The following is a 15716-nucleotide window of genomic DNA, read 5'->3' as shown; positions in this document are numbered from 1 at the left end:
CACTATACTGTAAAGAAACGCACTCAGTAATTCTTCTAATATTAAAAGAACTTTTTTAGTCTACAATTATTTCTTCTATTTCACCTTGATTCGTTTCTCTATATCGTATAACTGTTCGCAAATTCTTTCAACACTTTGAGAGTATCATACTTGCCATATGCAGCTAGAAAGACTATCCAGGTAAGCAACATTCATAAAAAACACTTCATTTTTCGCTTTTATTTCTCTCTTAGCAGTTCTCACTAAACCACCTATGATTCACTTATTACTCTTTGAAAGGTAGAGATATATAGTCAACGGAGCAAAGACAATGATGAATAACACGCATATTACCATCCCTCCAACAATCTCAGCACTAGTAACTGTTCCAGACATAAGCCCTCTCACAGTAGTCGTCGCAATACTGATTGGATTTAGATCAACAATAACTTGAATCCATCTTGGCATTGTAGCTGAATCTACCAAAATATTACTAGCAAACATCAGTGGATAAATGATGACCATGCTCGATCCCGATACAGATTCCGGGCGTTTTGCAATAACCCCAATCGTAGAAAAAATCCAACTTACACTAAATGCGAAGAAAATAAGAAATAATATAGCAAGTACTGTTCCTAATACTCCGCCTTCTGGTCGAAATCCCAATATAAGACCGGTAGTTAATGCAGAAAGCAATGCTACTGTATATCTGATTCCATCCGTAACTAATGGTCCAAGTATAGATGCCGGCTGCCAAAAAGGCATTGTCCGAAATCGATTATAAACACCTTTTGTAATGTCTAAACATAGACTTGCTCCGCTGTATACCGTCAAGGGAATAACAGTTAAAATAAGAATCCCTGGTAAAAGGAATTGAATGTATTTTGTTGTTGATCCAGCTATTGCCCCACCGAACAAGTAACCAAAGATAAGCAGCATAATCACAGGGCTCAGAACAGCTTCAATCACATAGCCAAATAAGTTATTCTTTGTGTTTTGTACCGTTCTCCACATAAAGGTTTGTGTGGCTTTGAAGGCACTTATGCTTTTAGGTGATGAATTCCAGTAGGCCAATGATTCGTTTAAATTTTTCATTAAATAGCCTCCTCTTGTTTCGACGCTGTTAAGGCTAGGAAAACGTCGTCCAGACTTGGATCGCTCAATGTAAAATCTTCAATGGGAACTGCATGATTCAAGAGTGTGTCAATGATGTCATTTGCAAGTCTTGTTTTTGTTACAGGTATCTTGAAAACAAGCGGATTTTCATCTTCAATTATTTTTAAAGCATGTTTTTCAACTAGAATTTCATGAATCTTTTTAGGCTCGTAAGATTTGGCTAATCGGAAAGATAGTGTTTTCTCTCCAATCGAAGCTTTCAGTTGGTTTGGTGTCCCTTCAGCAATAATTGTCCCTTTATCAATTACAGCAATTTGATCAGCCAACTGATCAGCTTCTTCTAAATATTGTGTGGTTAATAGAACCGTTGTACCCGATTTCAAAAGTGTACGGACTACTTCCCAGACCTGCATGCGGCTCTGAGGATCTAATCCTGTCGTCGGCTCATCAAGAAAAATAATTTCTGGTTGGGTGACAATACTAGCTGCAATATCTAAACGCCGTCGCATACCTCCAGAATAATTTGCTACCTTACGATTTTTGGCTTCCGATAAATCAAAGGAATGAATTAATTCATTTGCTATTGAACTGGATTTTTTATTAGAGTAACCATACAATTTAGCAATCAAAATTAAATTTTGTAAACCAGATAATTCTTCATCGAGTGCAGCAAACTGACCTGTCAGGCTTATTTTTTTCCGAACGTCTTTGGAATTTTTTACTACATCTAATCCTTGGATTAAAACAGTTCCTCCATCTGGTTTTAAAAGAGTGGTCAGCATATTAATGACGGTGGTTTTACCAGCTCCGTTTGGACCAAGGAGAGCAAACAACTCACCCTTTTTTATTTGCAAATTAATTCCTTGAACCACTTGATTCTCTTTATACGATTTTCTAAGTTTACTCACTTCTATGGCATATTGCATTGATGATAACTCCTTTTCCACTCTTGTATTAGATTCTTTAAGAATGCCCTGGCAAAAATTCCAGGGAATTTATTTGAAATCAGAGTCTATTATATAAAGTCACTTTTATGTTCAGAAACCCACTCAGCAAATGTTTTAGGCGGACGTCCTGTTACTTCCTCGACTGTTGGTAAAACGGTATAACCAATTTCAAGCGGGTTTTTACTCATTTGAACCATAAAATCAATACTTTCCTCATCGAGACCAATCTTTTTCCACTCACTTCGAGCTTCTTCTTCCGTTAATTCTTCAAATTTAATCTCCTTCCCAATACATTTACTAATGATCTCCACTTGTTCAATAGTGGAAAGAGCTTCTGGACCAGTGAGTGTATAAAAGTTTCCTTGGTGTCCGTTCTCAAGAAGTGTTTCAACAAAAACTGCTGCAATATCAGCTTCATGGATAATGGCACCGCGTGTTTCTCCACCAAGCTTCCGAACGACTCCTTCCTTTCGAATCGACTCCTGCCAGTCATCAATAGCATTCGCCATAAATCCAACGGGTTGAATAAATGTCCATTCAAGAAGACTGTTTTTAATCGCTTGTTCTACTGGACCATCACCGTATACGGTTAATAAGGATACGCTTTGAATCCCCGCTTTTTCTGCCAGTTCAACAACATAAGGATTCGTTTCCAACGTCGCATCCGTTTTATCACTGGAAGTAATCAAGTATAATGCGGTAACATCTTGAAATGCTGGAATTAACGTCTCTGGAGACATCAAATTTCCTGTTACAACATCAACGCTTTCTGGTAAATTAGCTTGCTCTGGGTTGCGTGATATCGCTCTGACTTTTACTCCTTTATTAACGAGTTGTTCTACGATATGTCTTCCAACTGTTCCTGTTGCACCTGTCACTAATATTGTCATTACACATTCTCCTTATTTCGTTTCCTCTGAGTAAAAGCTTCATGCTTTCTTACATAAGATATTTGTAACTTGAAAATTATTCACAGTTGTTGAATAATTGCATATCATCCATGTAAATTCTAAATATTTGGATAAATATAGTTACTATTCTTCTACTACTCTGTATTGAATTCCAGAATTTAATATCTCTAAATAATGTGGGTTATACATAATACCCAATATATTACCAAATGGATCAATGACGGAAGCTGTGATAAACCCCGCCTCACGGTGTGTAAGTCCCTCATATTCTTTCGCCCCCATGGAGAGCAGCTTTTCAAGGGTTACTGCTACATCGTCAACATGCCAAAACATGACAGTACCACCAGGGCCTGGAGTTGCAGCTTCTGGTTCATAGCGCCGATCAATTAATCCTAGCTCGTGCTGGTAGTCTCCGAGGCGAAATTCAACATAAGCAATCTTTCCATCCTCACCTGAACGTTCAAAGTATGGTTCTATTTTCAAAAGTTCGGAGTACCACTTTTTAGCTGCCACCATATCATCTGCCCAATAACTAATAGTAGTGAATCCCCGTAGTGTTTGTGTTTTATTCATAAGCAAATTTCTCCTTTATATCGGTTTACCAATAAGGTTATAGTCAGCCATTATTGATCTCTCTATGTTCGTAATTCAGGTTTTTCCTTTATAATCTGACCGTTTCAAAAGGCAATTTTATTCATTATAGACACTAATGATATTTTTGATTATTTAATTTCAAATTAATAGAAGTCATTATTGTTAAGTAAATACCTTTGAACCTTTTTACTTTAGGTCAAACAACCATTCTGTTAAAAATAGATTTTTCGAATCTCATTCATTTTTTCAATTAAATCCTGCTTTAAATCGTCTGGAGAAATAATTTCAACCTGAGTGCCGTAGCTTAAAATGACAGAAAGTGCATATTCCCTTGAATAAAAAGTTGTTTGTACTTCAACAAAATCCTCATGATGTGTGCATGCTCCCGGAAATTGTTCAAAAACCTGCGGTCGTGCTGTTAAATCAAAACGTAGATAAACCTTTAAGCCTTGTTCTTCTGTATGAATCGGACGTTTCGGGTCTAACCTCCGTTGAAAGGTTTCTTCCAACATTTCAAGTTTAGTGATTCTTGAACCACGGAATAAACGCTTTTCTTTTCGTAATAAACAATAACCATCCACATACCAATTTCCTTGCGCCCATAAAAGATTTAAAGGTTCAATTTTTCTTCCCGACATTTGACCATAAGCGTCGATATAGGCAAACGAAATCCTTTTTGATTGCTCAATTGCTTCTAATAAGGAAAAGAGTATCTCTTTTTCTGCTTCTGAGGCACTTATATCGAAAATAATTTTCTCCTGTCGTTCTTCATTCAACAGGGCGGGCTGTAAGCTGCCAAGCTTATTAACTAAAGACGTGAACTTCCGATTTCCAACGGCGCCCTCCATTCCTTTTAAAAGGCTGTAAATAACAGAAAAGTCATCAATAGAGAAGTGCTGCTTTGATAAGAAGAAACCGTCCATTATCTCAAAGCCACCATCTGTTCCAGAAAAAGAGACAACCGGAATACCAGATTGATTAATCAGCTCAATATCACGATAGATTGTTCGAATGGAGACCTCGAATCTCGAAGCCAGTTCCGTTGCCGTTACTCTTTTTTTCGTCAATAATTCCATCGTAATTCCCAGTAAGCGATCAAATTTCATCTTATTCTCTCCTTGTCAATAGACTTTTCCATTATCTATTCTATTGTTTCTTATGATTAATTGTATCCAACTCCTTTCATTTCGGCTAATTTAAGAATAACTCACCTAACCTGACATCTAGTATGTCAGGATTAAAATTTTTTTATAAAATTTTTGGTGTTAAGCGAATATTCACCATATCTTTAACTTTTAAAGCGGAAAACTAACTTGTAATCAAATTTGTTCTTTTCGGCTACATAAAACGTATCTATATTTATTGTGCTCTTTAGTCGCATACAAATCTTCTCAATTTATCTTTATTTAAATTAACTAATGCAGGTATATAGGTACATAATATAATTTATCTACAAAAAATGGTTCCGATCATCACAAAACAATGACCAGAACCATTTTTAAATTGATTGTGACTAGCTATATCCCAGCCTCAGTTATTTTAGTTTTATCTGCTTTTATTGTTAAAATGGTTAATTCCTCTATTATTTTCTAATTGATCCTCAACCACTCCGCTTTGATAACTTTCATTCAATTGATTTTGTACTGCTTGAACTCCTTTGTTATCTTCAAATAGTTGATTTTTCTTCTTTTTATTTTTTTTACCCATTACAAACACCTCCTTATCTTTTAGTATGTACAAAACATGGTAACAGCATGGCAATAATCATTGCCAAATAGTGGTTGTAAAGCTTCTGGTCTCTAACCATATTTCTACAATATAGAGAAGAAAATATCTCTTTAAAAGAACTTTTCTGCAATTTACTCTGTCTCTTTATTCAATTTTTATCCGAACTTCCCCTTCCAGTTCATCCCCTTTTAAGCTAAGGTATTCCCAGCCTCCTTGTAAGTTAATATTTTCTGTCTACTCTCCTTGGCCTTCAAACAATAATTGCTTCTCTGAATCAGCGGTATTCCAAAATACTTCTGCCTCTCCGCTTTCGATGTTTGCGTTATAGGTGATCTGAATCGTTTTTCCTTCACTTCCATCGATCGATGCGCCGCCAAATAAGTTTTCTCTGCCTGAAAACTGCTGATATACCGCTTCATATGTTCCTGTATAATCATCTTCTCCAAATGATCTATCTCCTTCTAAAGATTTATCTTTTGTTAAAGAGGGTTCACCAACAAAGCTGGTAAGTTTATCACCTGCTTTTCGTATAATTTCACTAAAAAAATTTTCATCATCATTTGATCCGGATGAACTGCAACCAACAAGTAACATAAAAGCGGTTATTAAAGCTATTAAGATTGATAAATGTTTTTTCATCTGTACTACTCCTTTATGTTTTAAAAACCTCTTCCTTCATTCACTTTTGCATATTTCAACAATAGCAACATTATCAGAGAATGAAAAAAGAGCTTGTAGTTTCATTTTTTGGAGCATATAGTTTGATATCAAAAACCCAATGTCTGCTCCGCTATCATACGAATAATCCTCCATATCAAGTCCTTTATCAGTTATTATAATTCGTTCTTGTTGCAGTTCCATCATAATTTCAACATAATTTTCTTCTACTGAATGTCGTAGAATATGATGAAACAGATGATCAAGTACACGTGTTATCCAGCTTGGATCTACCTCCCAATAGAATGTTTTCTCATCTGGTAAATTTACATCAAAGTGGATGTTTTCTTCTTCAAACAATGGATACCAATTGGTTGCAGCGTGTCTAATCAAATAAACCATATCCATTTTTATTGGCTGAAAGGCGTATTTTCTGGAAGTAATCCTGGTATACGTGAGCAAATCCTCCGTCAGATCATTGAGCCGCATGATTTGGTGGTCGATATTTTTCAAGGATGTAAGCCCATCGGCACTTAAAGATTCATTACCCAATTTGAAAACATGCCTACGTATAATGGTGAGCGGTGTCCGCAAATCGTGAGAAAGATTTGCAATAACCCGACGTCTTAAAGATTCTACCGAGCTTTGCTCCCATTTATTATGAAAATGATGAGATGGATGATGTTTCCCAGTCATTATATTTCCCCTCCCTCCGCATTCTTTACACGCTGAACTAAACGTGAACATTCAACTCTCCCTGGTTTTTTTCAAATTCCATCGGCAAATAAAGTAAATTACCAACAATATAATTGCTGGAATATTTTGAGCAATGAACATATAAGCCTTCATACTTAATGCCATATCGGAAAAGAAATCTGATTTTAAAAACATATACATGGAATACCCCAAGGATACGAGCGGGAATAAAAGCCCCATGAATCGATTCTTTCTGGTCGATAAATAAAACTGGATTCCTAAAATCAAAACGCCTCCAACAAAGATAAGCAGCAGCTCCATTAGACTTAAATGCATAACCTGTCCCCTCTTTCATACATATAACATAACTTATTGAACAATTTTGTAATAAACGCGTGCCGTTATTCGGTAGATGACCACATAAACAATCAGGAAAACGAGAAATGCGATCAGCACACTGATTGGGAATAAGTTCACCTGATTAATCATGACCAGAATCATTAATTTCCTCATGAGGAGGAAAATCGCTAAAATATGGATTCCTGTTACGACGACAGGGAGAAAAAAGACGGTTAAAATCTGAGATTTAATGGCTTTTTTAATTTCCGATTGATTCAACCCGATTTTTTGCAGGATAGAAAAACGCTCTTTATCGTCATAAGCCTCAGAAGTTTGTTTATAATAAATAATCAGTACCGTCATTAATAATAGTAAGACAGCTAAATTCAAAACAATGAACAAAACACCGCTCCTTAGGGCTTGCAAGTCATTTGCTGCTTCTGTTCGGCTATCTACAACAACAATGTCCATATCTTCCTTTTCCATATTCGATCGCAGCTGCTCACCAAATGCTATTTCCTGCTTCTCACTTACTCCCTGCTCCAATCCAATTTGCGAAGACACGTTTGTGCTAGCAGCATAGTCATCTAATATTTCTTTTTGCTGCTGCTCTATTTGTCGAAGGGTTTCTATATCATCAACAATCATGTAATAGGTGTCACTAATTAAACTTGTTGTTTCATTGTCTATAGAAAATTCTTTCATATCTTCCATGACAGTGGCGGAAAATTGAAAATCCATCAGCGAAAGGGTTTCATTTGTATATTCATCACCTGTTCCATGTACATATACTTCATTTTCATCAAGCGATATGTTATCTCCGGTTAACTGATTATAGCTTTCCTGATCAGTCATATATAAACTGACCGGACTCTCATTCGCTAACATGGAATAGGCATCTTTTGTGACTTTAAAACCATCACTCGCAGCAAGCGTCACTAAATTAAGATAGGTGTAAGAAGACGAACCGGTAACGGTATTATTGGTTTCAGAAGCTGTTTGATCAATTAGCTCACTTAATTTTGCTTTGATTTCTTCCCCTGTTTCATCTGCATCCTCTGATAACCTTACCTCTGAAATCACATTACCTGAATAGGTTGCATCATCACTCTCAGATACGATATATAAGGAAACCGCGATCGATAGTAAAAGAATCACACCGACAGATAAAATGGTAATATTCCCAAGACCTACTGCATTCTTTTTCATCCGGTAAAGCATGCCGGAAACAGGGATAAAATGGTTGGTCTGATAGTAATAGTTTTTATTATTTTTTAAAATTTTGAGTACAGCAATACTTCCAGTGGTAAATAAGAGATAAGTACCTGCAATAATCAATACTGCTGCAAGGAAAGCATAAGGCATACCACTAATGGGAGATTGTAGGGTTAACACAATATAATAGCCCCATCCTGTTAATAAAACACCGAGAATCGAAAAGAAGATTTTGGTTTTCGGCTCTTTCTCTCCGACATTTCCGCTTTTTAAAAGCTCTATCGGGTTTGCTAATCGAATTTGAGAGATGTTCCCCAATAAAATCAATAGAAAAATGATGCTAAAGAAAATCAGTGTCCATATAACAGCTTCGGATGAAAACTCAGACCCAAGAGCTACATCCGCCCCCATCATTTGGCGAATCAATAATACACAAACTTTATTAAGGATTGTGCCAGCAACGAATCCAACGATCATGCTGAATACAGCAATATAAAAGGTTTCGTAAGCGAGCATTTTCATAATATGCTTTTTATCCATACCTAAGATATTGTATACACCAAATTCCCTTTTTCTATTTTTCATTAAAAAGCTGTTCATATAAAATAGAAAAATCGTAGAAAATAAAATCAATACAAAATATCCCATAGAAAGAATCGTTTTTAAGTTCTCCCCGCCCGGAATTTCCGAAAGGCCCGGGTTGGTGGATAATGCCTGGATGATATATGTCATCATAATTGTGCTGATACAGGAAATGATAAATGGAAAATACATTTTGCCATTTTTACGTATACTGTCTGCCGCCATTTTTAAATAGAAGCCATTACCCATTTCCATCCTCCCTTGCAGCTAAAACAGCAAGTGTATGAGAGACTTTTTGAAACATTTCTTCATTGGATGTATCTCCTTTATACAACTCATGGAAGACATTTCCGTCTTTAATAAACAATACGCGTTTCGCGTGACTTGCTGCCTTAATACTATGCGTTACCATCAAAATCGTTTGTCCCTCTTTATTAATTTGTCCGAAATGCTCCAGCAATTCATCTGTAGATTTTGAATCCAGAGCGCCCGTCGGCTCATCTGCCAATATTAATTCCGGACCGGCAATCAATGCTCTGGCAACTGCCGCTCTTTGCTTTTGGCCGCCTGATACTTCATACGGGAATTTAGTCAAGATATGCTCGATACCAAGTTTCTTTGCTATCGGCATTAGTTTCTGTTCCATTTCTTTATGCTTTTTTCCGGATAAAACCAGTGGAACAAAGATATTATCCTGAATTGAGAAAGTATCCAATAGGTTGAAATCCTGAAATACAAATCCGAGATTATTACGTCGGAATGCAGAAATTTCTTTTTCAGGTATCTGAACAATATTTTTCCGGTTCAGCAATACATTTCCGCGTGTTGGTTTATCCAATGCCGCCAGAATATTTAATAACGTTGTTTTACCGGAGCCTGATTCTCCCATAATTGCTATATAATCTCCTGCGTCCACACTGAAAGAGACATCAGAGAGTGCTTCTACTTGATTTCCTCCAAACCTGGTTGTATAGACCTTTCTTAAATGTTGAACTTGTAAAAGTGTCATCGTAAATCTCCTTTCTTCCAACAACTTTCTTGTTGATACGTAAAGAATAGCAAAAAAGAGAAATGTCAATCTACAGTTCTATCTGACATTTCTCCTTTGTTTCTAACATTTTTGTTAGATTGGCTATTCTGTTGTCATTTGTTTATCGTCAAACACGATAAAAACCTTCGTTCCTTTTTTAGGCTCCGATTCAATTTTTATTTGATGCCCCAATTTCGCCAGGATTTGCTTGGAAAGATGAAGTCCAATTCCACTGGCGCTCTTATGCTCGCGGCCTGTAAATCCTGTGAAATTTCTTTCTGCTACACGGGGGATATCTTCTGAGCGAATACCGATGCCTGTATCCTCTATCACGACAGCATTTTCATCTAAGTAAATAGAGATGGACCCTTCATTTGTATATTTCAACGCATTAGATAAAATTTGTTCGAGCACAAAGCTCAGCCATTTTGAATCGGTAACGATACGCTTATCTATTTTGTCATAACGGACAGGAAGTTTTTTCCGAATAAAGACAGAAGCATATTTTTTGAGGCTTTCACGAATAATCGTATCCAAATTCACCTTTTGAAAATGATAGTCAGTCGAAGTATTTCCTAAGCGTACATACTGTAATATCAATTCGACGTATTGATCAATTTTGAATAACTGTTCCTTCATTTCTTCCGTCACTTCACTGTCTTCATCTTGAAGAATTAAATGAAGGGCCGAAATCGGTATTTTTATCTGATGGACCCACATGGTGAAATAATCTAAGATCTCCTGCTCGTTTTGTGCTTTAGTATTTTCCAGCTGAGAATGTGCTGCGCTCAATTTTTCCAGTAAATCCTGATAATCACTTTCTATTAAATTACCTGGCAGCGGTAATTGCTGTACCTCCATATGCGTTTGTTTTTGATGAAAGGTCAGATTCTTGTGTCTGCTGTAATAGTTATAAAAATGAAAACCAGCGGCTGCAATTCCAATAAACCCGCATACTGCCAGCCAAAGAAGAGAGCGTTCGAACGGCACCTGATATAAATAACCAATAAATATGTTTATCAAGCCAAACAAAATCCATAACGCAATCGGTATTTTATAATTATTCAAATATGTTAAAAAGATTTTCATATTATCCCTCGATGATATATCCTTCGCCTTTTTTTGTGGTAATAAAATGTTCCAATCCCATTTGATCCAATTTCTTTCTCAAGCGGTTCACGTTTGTATACAGTGCGCTATCATCTACAAAGCTGTCTGATTCCCACAAAGTCATCATCAATTCATCCCGTTTGATGATTTCCCCTCTATTTTCCAGGAGCTTCTGAAAGATTTTAGCTTCATTCTTCGTTAATTCCGCAGTTTTATCCTCCATCGAAATGGTAAAATTATTTACATTAAAAATTAACCCTCGATGCTCCATTAAATTGCTAGTTCCACTAAAATCATAGGTCCGGCGGAGAATCGCCTGTATCTTGGCCATCAGCACTTCCAAATCAAAAGGCTTGGTTATATAATCATCCGCTCCCATTTCAACGGCACGGACGATATTTAGATTATCCGAAGCGGAGGAAATAAAAATGATTGGCATTTTCGACACCTTCCGTATTTCCCCGCACCAGTAATAGCCATTGAAAAAAGGAAGTGAAATATCCATCAGCACCAATTGCGGATCGAAAGCAATCATTTCAGAAAGAACATTCTGAAAATCTTGTACTACAGCTCCTTCATAACCCCATTTTTCTAAGTGTTCTTTTATCTTTTTAGATATGATTGAGTCATCTTCTACGATAAAGATTTTCAACGTATCAGCCCCTTCCGATTAGCGTTTAGTTATTTTTACTTTTGTAATATATATTTTTTTGTAATCAATTATCCCAAGAATCTTAGGAGTGAATTTTTTTAAATAAGTAGTCGGGAAACCAATTTTATCTTACCATGATGTGATGATGTGCGTTTTTTAGCTCCTCGCTAACAGTTTTCTGGAATCTCAAGCATAACCAATGTTTTTTAACTATAATAAATCCAACTGAAAATACTGTCCAGCTGGATTGAGTAAAAAATTAATCATAATGTAGTTCTTTCTCCATTGATAATAAAGGACATTCCTTTTGCCCAATCATAATAATTTGTTCCGAGGATGAACGAAATCCTTTTTTCTCATAAATACCTATCGCTTTTTTATTATCAGCTAAGACTTCCAAACACAAAACATCTTTTTTCATTTCTTTAGCAGTGTTCTCGACATATCGCATAAATTTGGAACCAGCGCCCAAGCCTTTATATTGGTTTAAAATATATACGCGTTCTATTTTTAAAAAGTCCGTGTGGATCGTATACATTCCGTATCCAATAACTTCATCCTTATTTTGGATAAAAAGAAAATGATAGTTAGGGTCGTTTAATTCTCTCATCAAATTATCTTTGCTGTATGTGCTATTTACATACTCATTAACATTAGCTTCACCTAGTATGTTATTAAAAGCTTGTTTATATGTTAATTTGCTAATCTGTTGTAATTTATTTATGTCAAGTGTTTGGCATGTTATAAATTTCATGATGTTCATCTCCCTGAATTGCATGTTTATAATGATGATAACAAATGATTTTCAATAATTGTTGCCGGTGTTCTTTAAAGTAAAACAGATTCATCCTTTTGAAGTTGTGACAGCTCTACACTTACATTCCATAGATTTTTTTGATTTTCTTTGTTATAGGAAAGCGCAGAAGTTTTCATTTCCTTTTTACCCTCAAAGTACCTTCCAGTAACATGCTTTAATTGATTGTCCGTTACTAATGAAGCTAAAGTCTTACCAGATTTAGCAACGCTATTTATATTTGCAGGAAAAATAACAAATAAACCCAGAAAATATTTTAATACAAATCTTGAAATAGGGTGATAGGTTCTGGCAAGCCCTGTTTCAGGCATTAACCCAGGATCGAAAGCATTTACTGTTATATTCTTAGCACTCATTTGGTTTAATCGATCAACTAGTTCATACATGCAATATATATTGCATAATTTTGAGGTAGTATATCTTCTCCTCCCTGCTAATCCTTTTTTATCGTTCGTATAGTTTTCTTCAGGATAAGCTAATATTTTTTCATTTTTATAGACAGGTTCGGGCATGCCGGCTTTCTTCTTCGGATCATGCGTCCCGCTGCTGACAAAAGCAATTCTTCCGTCTTTAGTCATTCTATCAAGCAATAAGTTCACCAGTAGAAAATGGCTCAAATGATTCACTGCAAATGTTTCTTCAAACCCTTCCTTAGAATAATACGTCTTATCCACGAATTGTACTCCTGCGTTACAAACATCTGTAATAGATGAGCTATCCATTATTACAGATAGCTTTTTTTCTTGTATATGTCGCCTATTCTTTCATTTCTCTTGTTTTAGCTCGATATACAAATAGAGACAAGATAAATGCGATGACCGCCATGATAAACGCGATAAAGTATACCAGTTCCATACCACCAATCATGGCTTCGTTAATAGAAGTTGGATCTGTCGGAGTTGCTGATTGATTCAATATATTCTCTTGTCTTGCACTCATAATACTAACAAATATTGATACTCCAATTGCTCCTGCAACAGGCTGTAACGTGGTCACGATAGCAGTTCCATGAGGATACAGCTGTTTAGGTAATTGGTTTAATGCATTCGTTTGTGCCGGCATCATAATAGCAGATACGGAGACCATTAGTAATGTAAAGCCTATTTTCACAAACCATAAAGGCGTATCCATACTTAATCTGCTGCTCATCATAAACATGGTTCCACTTAATATCAGCGTAGCGGGAATCATCATTACCTTAGGTCCAAATTTATCAAACAAAGCCCCCATTACCGGAGACATTAGTCCGCTAAGTATGCTTCCTGGTAATAAAACCAGACCGGCTGTTGATGGAGATAATTCTAAAGGTCCCTGCATATATAGCGGCAATATAATTTCAGATGCAAACATGGCCATAAGAACAAACAAAACTAAGATGATCCCATGAGTAAACATTGGAAAAGCAAATGCTCTTAGGTTCATGATTGGTTCATCCAGTTTAAACTGCCTCAATGTGAATAATAACAGTGCGATTAGCCCAATCACAATAGGAATATAAGCAGCAGGATCTAGAAATCCATTTTCTAAATCTCCTGCAGAACTAAACCCATATACTGTTCCGCCAAATCCAATTGTTGAGTAAACAAGTGAGATGATATCTATTTTAGGCTTCGTCACTTCAAATACGTTAACTACGTATTTATATGCAAGAAAAATAGAAATTAACGCAAAAGGAATGACAACGATAAATAAATACCGCCAGCCTAAGTGTTCAACAATAATTCCTGAAAGTGTCGGGCCGATAGCTGGAGCAAATAGAAGAACGAGCCCCATAAATCCCATCACCTTTCCACGGCGTTCAGGAGGAAATATTAATAAAAACACATTAGATATAATCGGGAGTAACAGACCTGTTCCAGCCGCTTGAATTAAACGACCAACCAACAAAATAGAAAAATTCGGCGCAATCGCACAGATACTTGTTCCGATTGTAAAAATGATCATCGTTCCTATAAATAATTGACGTGTTGAAAACCATTGCATTAGCATAGCTGACGCCGGAATGATAATCCCCATCACCAACATAAAACCGGTTGCCATCCACTGAACTGTGGGGAGTGTAATTTGAAATTCACTCATTAATGTGGTTAATGCAATGTTTAATAAGGTTTCATTCAAAACTGCAAAAAACGCACCAATAATTAATGAGATAATAATAGGCATTGATTTGAAATTTGGATTTTCTGCTAAATACTCATATTTCCCATTGGTATGTTGACTCGTCATTGTGCAAAACTCCTTGAGGATTGCTTCGATAATTTCATTTAATTCTCCCTCTCTTTCTGATTACTTAATAGACTCATGTAATCTGTTGTTATTTGCTCAAGCCACGTTTTTTCCTCTGCTGTGAATGGTGTAGGGACGAAACGTTCGATTTCTTGAATATAGGCTTCTACCCGTTCTTCATTCTCTTTGACGTTAATATCTACGGAAAAAATATCCGTTAACTCTTTTGAAGAATCCATATCCACCTCATCAAGAATAAGGCTATAAAAGTCATCCAGCATTTGTTTGACTTCTGAATTATCTGCCGGCCTCCCACAATTCTCTTTAACCCGTTTACAAAATGTCAGCAATTCCTTTTCAAAGAGCATCTTCTCCTTAGCTCTCTGCGGAAACAACTTTTTCATGACACCATCTTTAATAATCCCTTTCGCCAACTCCAGCTGTTTTTTCTCGTTTTGCATACTTGCCAGTAAACTGACAAGTATATCATGATCAACTTCTTTTTCATTTTCTAAGAGATATATCGTCCGATGAATGACATCTAATGCCATATCAATCTGTTCCTTATCTTTTATCAGCTTTGATTCCTGCAGCCTTAACGTATCGATAAAGTTTAGATTGAAAATATCCAGTTGTATATAATCCTTAATATTATCTAAGCTCATCCCTAAAAACTTCATCGTCATAATTTTATGCAGCTGAAGCATATCTTCTTTTTCATAAACACGATGACCCGTATTTTCATCTCTCCTCGGCTTCAAGATATTTTTCTCATCATAATAATAAAGTGTCCTTAAAGAAACACCTATAGAATTGGCAAATTCACTGATTGAGAATGTTTCTTTTTTCATAACTGATTATCCCCCTCTCTAGATTGATGAAATTATCGTATCACCATACGTGGCGGTAGGCGCAAGATGAATTATCATTTTTTATGCAATTTTCGATAACCTAAAAATAATTACCTTAAATTAGTAGTTTCCTCTCTCTAAATCATTAAAATACAAGTATACAGTTAGTCGCATGTATTGATAATGGTGAAACAGGAAAAACAGCGGAGAAGAAAATAACGGTATAAAAATTGATTTTGGTACCCTTTTTAACAGTATTTTTTCTGTCT

Annotated in this window: 17 protein-coding genes; all 17 read right to left on the bottom strand. The window is 36.0% G+C overall.

Features of this window, described 5'->3' with window-relative positions; translation table 11 throughout:
* Nucleotides 1–258 precede the first annotated feature (258 nt).
* A complete protein-coding gene (locus BN986_RS14355) occupies nucleotides 259–1074 on the bottom strand; it encodes an ABC transporter permease (RefSeq protein ID WP_040981290.1) in 816 nt (271 codons plus the stop codon).
* Nucleotides 1074–2021 (bottom strand): daunorubicin resistance protein DrrA family ABC transporter ATP-binding protein, encoded by a 948-nt coding sequence (locus BN986_RS14350; protein WP_040981288.1) that lies wholly within the window; start codon nucleotides 2019–2021, stop codon nucleotides 1074–1076. Before BN986_RS14350 ends, BN986_RS14355 begins: the two co-directional genes overlap by 1 nt.
* An 89-nt stretch (nucleotides 2022–2110) precedes the next feature.
* Nucleotides 2111–2932 (bottom strand): NAD(P)H-binding protein, encoded by an 822-nt coding sequence (locus BN986_RS14345; RefSeq protein WP_040981286.1) that lies wholly within the window; start codon nucleotides 2930–2932, stop codon nucleotides 2111–2113.
* A 144-nt stretch (nucleotides 2933–3076) separates the two neighbouring features.
* On the bottom strand, nucleotides 3077–3526 hold the full coding sequence (locus BN986_RS14340) for a VOC family protein (RefSeq protein WP_040981284.1): 450 nt from the start codon (nucleotides 3524–3526) through the stop codon (nucleotides 3077–3079).
* Between the two features lie 233 nt (nucleotides 3527–3759).
* The gene (locus tag BN986_RS14335; RefSeq protein ID WP_040981282.1) at nucleotides 3760–4653 is read right to left on the bottom strand and encodes a helix-turn-helix transcriptional regulator; all 894 of its coding nucleotides are present in this window, start codon (nucleotides 4651–4653) and stop codon (nucleotides 3760–3762) included.
* A gap of 439 nt (nucleotides 4654–5092) precedes the next feature.
* Complete coding sequence (locus BN986_RS27390; protein ID WP_187378566.1) at nucleotides 5093–5254, bottom strand: hypothetical protein; 162 nt, start codon at nucleotides 5252–5254, stop codon at nucleotides 5093–5095.
* A gap of 255 nt (nucleotides 5255–5509) precedes the next feature.
* The gene (locus BN986_RS25785) at nucleotides 5510–5914 is read right to left on the bottom strand and encodes a hypothetical protein (protein WP_052400814.1); all 405 of its coding nucleotides are present in this window, start codon (nucleotides 5912–5914) and stop codon (nucleotides 5510–5512) included.
* Between the two features lie 36 nt (nucleotides 5915–5950).
* Nucleotides 5951–6628, bottom strand: a complete 678-nt coding sequence (locus BN986_RS14325) for a sensor histidine kinase (RefSeq protein WP_052400813.1) — start codon at nucleotides 6626–6628, stop codon at nucleotides 5951–5953.
* Nucleotides 6629–6679: 51 nt separating this feature from the next.
* Nucleotides 6680–6964 carry a hypothetical protein gene (locus BN986_RS14320; RefSeq protein WP_040981280.1) on the bottom strand — a complete coding sequence of 95 codons (285 nt, stop codon included), beginning with the start codon at nucleotides 6962–6964 and terminating at the stop codon, nucleotides 6680–6682.
* A 33-nt stretch (nucleotides 6965–6997) separates the two neighbouring features.
* Nucleotides 6998–9013, bottom strand: coding sequence for an ABC transporter permease (locus BN986_RS14315; protein ID WP_040981278.1), 2016 nt, complete (start codon nucleotides 9011–9013; stop codon nucleotides 6998–7000).
* The gene (locus tag BN986_RS14310; protein WP_040981276.1) at nucleotides 9006–9773 is read right to left on the bottom strand and encodes an ABC transporter ATP-binding protein; all 768 of its coding nucleotides are present in this window, start codon (nucleotides 9771–9773) and stop codon (nucleotides 9006–9008) included. Before BN986_RS14310 ends, BN986_RS14315 begins: the two co-directional genes overlap by 8 nt.
* A 123-nt stretch (nucleotides 9774–9896) precedes the next feature.
* Nucleotides 9897–10883 carry a sensor histidine kinase gene (locus BN986_RS14305; protein ID WP_040981274.1) on the bottom strand — a complete coding sequence of 329 codons (987 nt, stop codon included), beginning with the start codon at nucleotides 10881–10883 and terminating at the stop codon, nucleotides 9897–9899.
* Nucleotide 10884: 1 nt separating this feature from the next.
* Nucleotides 10885–11556, bottom strand: coding sequence for a response regulator transcription factor (locus BN986_RS14300; protein WP_040981272.1), 672 nt, complete (start codon nucleotides 11554–11556; stop codon nucleotides 10885–10887).
* Between the two features lie 259 nt (nucleotides 11557–11815).
* Complete coding sequence (locus BN986_RS14295; protein WP_040981270.1) at nucleotides 11816–12310, bottom strand: GNAT family N-acetyltransferase; 495 nt, start codon at nucleotides 12308–12310, stop codon at nucleotides 11816–11818.
* Nucleotides 12311–12384: 74 nt separating this feature from the next.
* On the bottom strand, nucleotides 12385–13044 hold the full coding sequence (locus BN986_RS14290; protein WP_052400812.1) for a Rossmann-fold NAD(P)-binding domain-containing protein: 660 nt from the start codon (nucleotides 13042–13044) through the stop codon (nucleotides 12385–12387).
* A gap of 82 nt (nucleotides 13045–13126) precedes the next feature.
* A complete protein-coding gene (locus tag BN986_RS14285; RefSeq protein WP_074435683.1) occupies nucleotides 13127–14596 on the bottom strand; it encodes an MDR family MFS transporter in 1470 nt (489 codons plus the stop codon).
* A gap of 38 nt (nucleotides 14597–14634) precedes the next feature.
* Nucleotides 14635–15447, bottom strand: coding sequence for a MerR family transcriptional regulator (locus BN986_RS14280; RefSeq protein ID WP_040981268.1), 813 nt, complete (start codon nucleotides 15445–15447; stop codon nucleotides 14635–14637).
* Between the last annotated feature and the right edge of the window lie 269 nt (nucleotides 15448–15716).

This window comes from Oceanobacillus jeddahensis (assembly GCF_000750635.1).
Taxonomy (GTDB): domain Bacteria; phylum Bacillota; class Bacilli; order Bacillales; family Amphibacillaceae; genus Oceanobacillus; species Oceanobacillus jeddahense.
Note: the sequence above shows the minus strand (reverse complement) of the source record. Positions and strands in the feature narration are given on the sequence as shown.

Bases quoted from the DNA above. Each gene is read 5' to 3' on its own strand.
- BN986_RS14355 (WP_040981290.1), bottom strand. From the start codon at position 1,074: ATGAAAAATTTAAACGAATCATTGGCCTACTGGAATTCATCACCTAAA.
- BN986_RS14350 (WP_040981288.1), bottom strand. From the start codon at position 2,021: ATGCAATATGCCATAGAAGTGAGTAAACTTAGAAAATCGTATAAAGAG.
- BN986_RS14345 (WP_040981286.1), bottom strand. From the start codon at position 2,932: ATGACAATATTAGTGACAGGTGCAACAGGAACAGTTGGAAGACATATC.
- BN986_RS14340 (WP_040981284.1), bottom strand. From the start codon at position 3,526: ATGAATAAAACACAAACACTACGGGGATTCACTACTATTAGTTATTGG.
- BN986_RS14335 (WP_040981282.1), bottom strand. From the start codon at position 4,653: ATGAAATTTGATCGCTTACTGGGAATTACGATGGAATTATTGACGAAA.
- BN986_RS27390 (WP_187378566.1), bottom strand. From the start codon at position 5,254: ATGGGTAAAAAAAATAAAAAGAAGAAAAATCAACTATTTGAAGATAAC.
- BN986_RS25785 (WP_052400814.1), bottom strand. From the start codon at position 5,914: ATGAAAAAACATTTATCAATCTTAATAGCTTTAATAACCGCTTTTATG.
- BN986_RS14325 (WP_052400813.1), bottom strand. From the start codon at position 6,628: ATGACTGGGAAACATCATCCATCTCATCATTTTCATAATAAATGGGAG.
- BN986_RS14320 (WP_040981280.1), bottom strand. From the start codon at position 6,964: ATGCATTTAAGTCTAATGGAGCTGCTGCTTATCTTTGTTGGAGGCGTT.
- BN986_RS14315 (WP_040981278.1), bottom strand. From the start codon at position 9,013: ATGGGTAATGGCTTCTATTTAAAAATGGCGGCAGACAGTATACGTAAA.
- BN986_RS14310 (WP_040981276.1), bottom strand. From the start codon at position 9,773: ATGACACTTTTACAAGTTCAACATTTAAGAAAGGTCTATACAACCAGG.
- BN986_RS14305 (WP_040981274.1), bottom strand. From the start codon at position 10,883: ATGAAAATCTTTTTAACATATTTGAATAATTATAAAATACCGATTGCG.
- BN986_RS14295 (WP_040981270.1), bottom strand. From the start codon at position 12,310: ATGAAATTTATAACATGCCAAACACTTGACATAAATAAATTACAACAG.
- BN986_RS14285 (WP_074435683.1), bottom strand. From the start codon at position 14,596: ATGACGAGTCAACATACCAATGGGAAATATGAGTATTTAGCAGAAAAT.
- BN986_RS14280 (WP_040981268.1), bottom strand. From the start codon at position 15,447: ATGAAAAAAGAAACATTCTCAATCAGTGAATTTGCCAATTCTATAGGT.